The 4,896-nt window shown below is 52.1% G+C and carries 4 protein-coding genes and 2 pseudogenes; all 6 read left to right on the forward strand.

The window, feature by feature from the left end; translation table 11 throughout:
- Positions 1-59 precede the first annotated feature (59 nt).
- Positions 60-269, forward strand: coding sequence for a hypothetical protein (locus tag PFRI_RS03970; protein ID WP_245812250.1), 210 nt, complete (start codon positions 60-62; stop codon positions 267-269).
- A 164-nt stretch (positions 270-433) separates the two neighbouring features.
- Positions 434-1,114 (forward strand): haloacid dehalogenase type II, encoded by a 681-nt coding sequence (locus tag PFRI_RS03975; protein ID WP_072629449.1) that lies wholly within the window; start codon positions 434-436, stop codon positions 1,112-1,114.
- A 68-nt stretch (positions 1,115-1,182) separates the two neighbouring features.
- Positions 1,183-2,127, forward strand: coding sequence for a glutathione S-transferase family protein (locus PFRI_RS03980; RefSeq protein WP_072629450.1), 945 nt, complete (start codon positions 1,183-1,185; stop codon positions 2,125-2,127).
- Between the two features lie 64 nt (positions 2,128-2,191).
- Positions 2,192-2,830, forward strand: a complete 639-nt coding sequence (locus PFRI_RS03985; protein ID WP_072629451.1) for a glutathione S-transferase family protein — start codon at positions 2,192-2,194, stop codon at positions 2,828-2,830.
- A gap of 612 nt (positions 2,831-3,442) precedes the next feature.
- Positions 3,443-4,378: pseudogene (locus tag PFRI_RS21955) on the forward strand (RcgA family putative transporter); the annotation flags it as partial.
- Positions 4,379-4,405: 27 nt separating this feature from the next.
- Positions 4,406-4,896: pseudogene (locus PFRI_RS21615) on the forward strand (hypothetical protein); the annotation flags it as partial.

Below are 4,896 nucleotides of genomic sequence, written 5' to 3' on the forward strand. Positions count from 1 at the left end.
TTCGTGAATCATGACGACAAACCAGCATCAAGGCAATTAATGGGTCCTGAGCCTACGACGTGTACCGCGCGGTCAATCAGCATCAATCCTTTGGTAATGGTCCCCATTTCTGCCAAGGCACGCACGTTGCGCGCCGTGCCGTTGGCCAAGTTATGCTACCCATTTTGTTCGAGCGGTTCCCAAACATGAGCATTCCCAATCTTGACGATGTTCTTTGGCGTGGCTTCGGCTTTCGTGGCCCTGTGCAAATGCCGGTGTTGTTGCAATAACTTCCGCGAAATCGTGCCAAGCCAATTAGAGTGAGAAACTTTGTGTCCGAGATCATCTTTCACAATTTCGCCGTTAGAAGTCTCTACGTTTGGTTCGGCTTACACCACTTATCCAGACATTTTCTGATCCTTCCAAACAGGCCCAGCACGACAGGATACAATTGATGCCACTAAAAGCCATCGCATTCGACGCCTATGGAACCCTTTTCGATGTCTATTCGGTAAGTTCCCTGGCCGAAGAGCTGTTCCCCGGAAAAGGCGCACAGCTGGCTACTATCTGGCGCGACAAACAAATCGAATACACCCGCTTGCGCACCCTATGCGACAAATACGCGGACTTCTGGCAGGTGACAGGCGACGCCCTGGATTATGCCTGTGCGGCACTTGGTCTGGAACTGACACCTGGCTCGCGGGACCGCCTGATGGGTCAATATGCCGAACTTTCGGCCTTTCCCGAGAACGCTGAGCAATTGCTTCGCCTCAAGGACGCCGGGATCACCTTGTCGATCCTGTCAAACGGAACGCCATGGATGCTTGATCAAGCCATCAAGGCCTCCGGGCTTGAGGGATATTTCGAGCATGTATTAAGCGTCGATTCCGTAAAACGTTTCAAGACGGCGCCGGAAACGTATCAAATGGGACCAGATGCCTTGGGCTGTGATGCGAAAGAAATCCTGTTCGTTTCTTCGAACTGTTGGGACATCTGTGGAGCAACGTGGTTCGGCTACCGCACTATCTGGCTCAATCGATATGGGCTGCCGCTGGACCGCTTGGGCGTCAATCCGCACCGGATTGGCTCATCGCTGCAAGATGTTGCGGACTTCGCCTTTGAACTGAACACCTGAGAATCCAATCCGAAACCAAAATACGACTTTTTACATGGTCGAACCGAGCTTCCGAGAAGGAATACAAATTGTCTGATCCAACGTTCGAGGTCATCTTCCACGCCTACCCGCAATCCCCTGTTGCCGAAAAAGTTCGGGTTGCCTTTGGCATCAAAGGACTTGCGTGGCGCAAGGTGGAAATCCCGCGCCTGCCACCGAAACCAATGTTGACGGCGCTGACCGGTGGCTATCGCCGCACACCGGTCATGCAGATCGGTGCAGACATCTACTGTGACAGCCAATGTATCATCCTCGAACTTGAACGGCGGTTCCCTTCACCGACCTTCATGCCCACGTCCGATCAGGGCTTGATGTGGTGCCTAAGCCGATGGACGGACGGGGCCCTGTTCGACCAAACCGTGCGTCACATTCTGGGTGCGGCTGGCGATCAGCTGGATAAGGATTTTGCGGCGGATCGTGGGCGGCTATACCTCGGAGAGGACTGGGCGGCAGCGTTGAAACAAGCCAACGCAGACCTGCCCCATCTGGTGTCGCAAGTGCGCGCACCGCTGTCATGGCTGAACACGCAAATGTCTGACGGGCGGGCATTCCTACTCGGTCCGCAGCCCGCGGCGATCGACGCACAATTCTACCACGTGGTCTGGTTCTTGCGCGGCCGCTGGGCCGACGGACCCTCATTTCTGTCGGAATTCAAAGACCTTGTCCGCTGGGAAGCGAATGTCCAAGGCATCGGCCATGGAACCTGTAGCGATATGGATCCGCAGGATGCCATTTTGCGCGCAAAGAGCCTGGAACCGACCTCCGAGACTGGTGTCGCGCCACATGACCCACAGGGGCTTTCGGTCGGGCAGCCAGTGACTGTGCAGCCAGATGTGAATGGCGGCGAGCAACCCGTCGCAGGAACCTTGCGCTACGCCGATGCCGAGACCGTAGTCATCGAACGCTCGGCTGAGGACGTGGGCAACCTGTGCGTCCATTTCCCAAGGTCCGGCTATCGGATAAACTTGCTGTGATGCGTTCCGATACACAAGATCAAGAGATATGAAACGTAAACCATAACATGGAAAAGGCCGTCAGATGATTGATCTCTACACATGGACGACACCAAATGGCCGCAAGGTTTCGATCCTCCTCGAAGAACTTGGCGTCCCTTACAAAGTGCATGCAATCGACATCACTAAGGATGAGCAATTCGCACTTGATTTCCTAAAAATCGCACCGAACAACCGCATCCCCGCGATCGTCGATCAAGAGACCGGTCTTCAATTAATGGAGTCCGGCGCGATCATGATGTATCTGGCGGACAAGTATAAAAAGTTTCAATGCGAGGGCCCCGAATATTGGCCGATGGTTGAATGGTTGATGTGGCAAATGGGCGGCTTGGGCCCAATGCTGGGGCAGACCCATCACTTTGTGAAATATAACAAAGGCAAATCGGAATACGCCGAGAAGCGCTACGCCGCTGAAACGCAACGTTTGTACACTGTTCTGAACATGCGCTTGGAAGGGCGTGATTTCATAGCAGGGGCAGGCCGTGGCACCTATTCAATTGCAGACATGGCATGCTGGCCTTGGGTTTCGCGCTTTGAATGGCAAGAAGTTGACTTGGACGCTTTTCCCAACATCAAGGACTGGTATTTGCGCATCGCTGAACGCCCAGCGGTGCAAGCTGGCTATTCCGTTCCCAAATATACAACCGACGTTCCAATGCCATAACCAAAACCCTGTGTTGAAATGACCGATGGGAGGGGAATGCGGGCCTGAATTTGTTGAACCGAAGCACAATACCCAAGGCCGCCGGACCAATACACTATTTTGAACGCGACCCCTCCGGGTGATGTCCATTGCGTCGCAGTATCTTGTCCCCAAGGTCCGAAAAGTTCGCGACCCGATTGTTGGACCCGGGCGTAGCGGAAGAGTAGTTTGGTAAGCTTTGATATTTAACATATGCGCGCTTATGCGTATTTTGACATCACGAATGGAAATTGGAACCCGCGATCCTATTCCGAAACGCTATTCGTAAACAACATCCTCGCAATGCGCGTTCTTCCACATTGGTACTTGCTCACCAGTATTCCATGCATAAAGCCAACCGACCACTTCCCGCGACTGTCTGTCCAAAATACGTTTAATGGCCCGCGCTGCTAGCCTCTTTTCGACTACACACGCTGCTGGGCAAGTTCGAGCTTCGGTTCCTAGGTTTGGCACTTTGATTTCCTCCGATGGTCGAATTCATAATTTGAGAAGAAACCCGCTTGTTCACGAGTAAATCACACCCTGCAGTTGTACATTCGGCGTAAACAAAGGCACGATAGGATACGAAGACTAATGAAACGGAACGCAGAGAAGGCCTGTAGGTATTTGATAAAGAATGGAAAATATTTTCTTCCTCCGCAGAAAGACAACAACAATTTCAAGGAATTGTTCAAGTTCCTAACCTCGGCAGGTGCAGGTCGACCTGTCGACGAAAATGGATTTCCTCAAGGTCCTTGGACAGCTGACCTTCTAGCGGAGGCGATAACACAAGTTGACGTTAACGGCTCTGGTGTCGATCTACGAACAGTACAGCTCTGGTTTCAAGACAACGACAAAGGTATCAGCACCGATAATATTCGTTGGCTGGCAAGGGTTTTGGGGTGCGATGATCCGGACACCACCAGCCAATGGCAAACGGCACTCAGCATATCAAATAGCCGTTTGGTGACAGAACGGAAAAAGAAAAGGGCGGCAGGCAATCTGGCTGCGCAACCTACACCGCAAGAGGTCGAAAGTTTTGAGCTGAAACCGTCTTCTGAAGTTGTAGATCTCGGTAACGCTTCGATTCGTCATTTCAGCTTGGAGAAAACAACTGAACGGCTTTTTGAAAATCAGAGCTCTTTCAGTTTGCCGATCGTCGTGTTTACAGCCGCTGCAGCACTTGGTTTAATTGCATTTACTCTAAATATCCACAGCGTTGTTTATACGCCTCCGATCGGTCAGGCAAAGCAAGTAGGGTTTTTATGGGCACCAAACTGGACGATCGTGTTCTTGGTCATTTTACCTGTGTACCTGTTCTTTTTGGTAGAATTGTTAAGGTCTTGGAAGAATGATTGGCGCCGCCAGCTCTTTGCAGAGCAAGATCAAACGCTTGGTCTTAATAGTTGGGAGAGCAGAGTTGCATCGGCTTCTTATTCATATTGGGCCGTGCTGTTTATCACTATTTTGATTGCTTCGGGCTACAACTGGATAGCGACGCACTTAGTCCCGCTTACAAATGCAAACGCAGGCGGTTGGCCCGTTGATTGGGGGAAAATCGCGATCTTCCGTCCCGACATTATTTCAGACTGTGCAATCTTGTTGTGCCTTTCTGGCGGATGGCCAGCGTCCGTTCCCTGTGCCCGAGCCCGCGCCGAGTTCATCCGACGCATAACGCCTTGGCCCGTGGAGCCGCCTCTTCAAATCTGGCGTTGTCCTATGGGAGCAGCTTACAGAACAGATCCGCAAATGCTGACGGCTGATCGTATCTACGATATCTTGTTCAAAATGGAGGATGCGCCGTTACAGTCACTTCCAAACAGTCCTGCAGGTGATTTTGACCTCATCCCACAATTCGCGCTTCTGAGGCAGGGTGGTGGTCCTGCTGCACGATTGCCCGAAGCTGCAATCCTGAACTTGGTCCAAGGTCTGAGTGACGAGACGGGTACAGCGGATATCGACATAAGCGGTCAAGAATTCAACTTTGTTCGATCAACTCATGCAAGAACAGGCACTGCCCTAAATGTCAGGGGCCCGCAGCCCGAGAC

Source organism: Planktotalea frisia (assembly GCF_001890925.1).
Lineage (GTDB): Bacteria > Pseudomonadota > Alphaproteobacteria > Rhodobacterales > Rhodobacteraceae > Planktotalea > Planktotalea frisia.

Excerpts from the sequence above, each read along its gene's own strand:
- PFRI_RS03975 (WP_072629449.1), top strand. The coding sequence starts at position 434 with ATGCCACTAAAAGCCATCGCATTCGACGCCTATGGAACCCTTTTCGAT.
- PFRI_RS03985 (WP_072629451.1), top strand. The coding sequence starts at position 2,192 with ATGATTGATCTCTACACATGGACGACACCAAATGGCCGCAAGGTTTCG.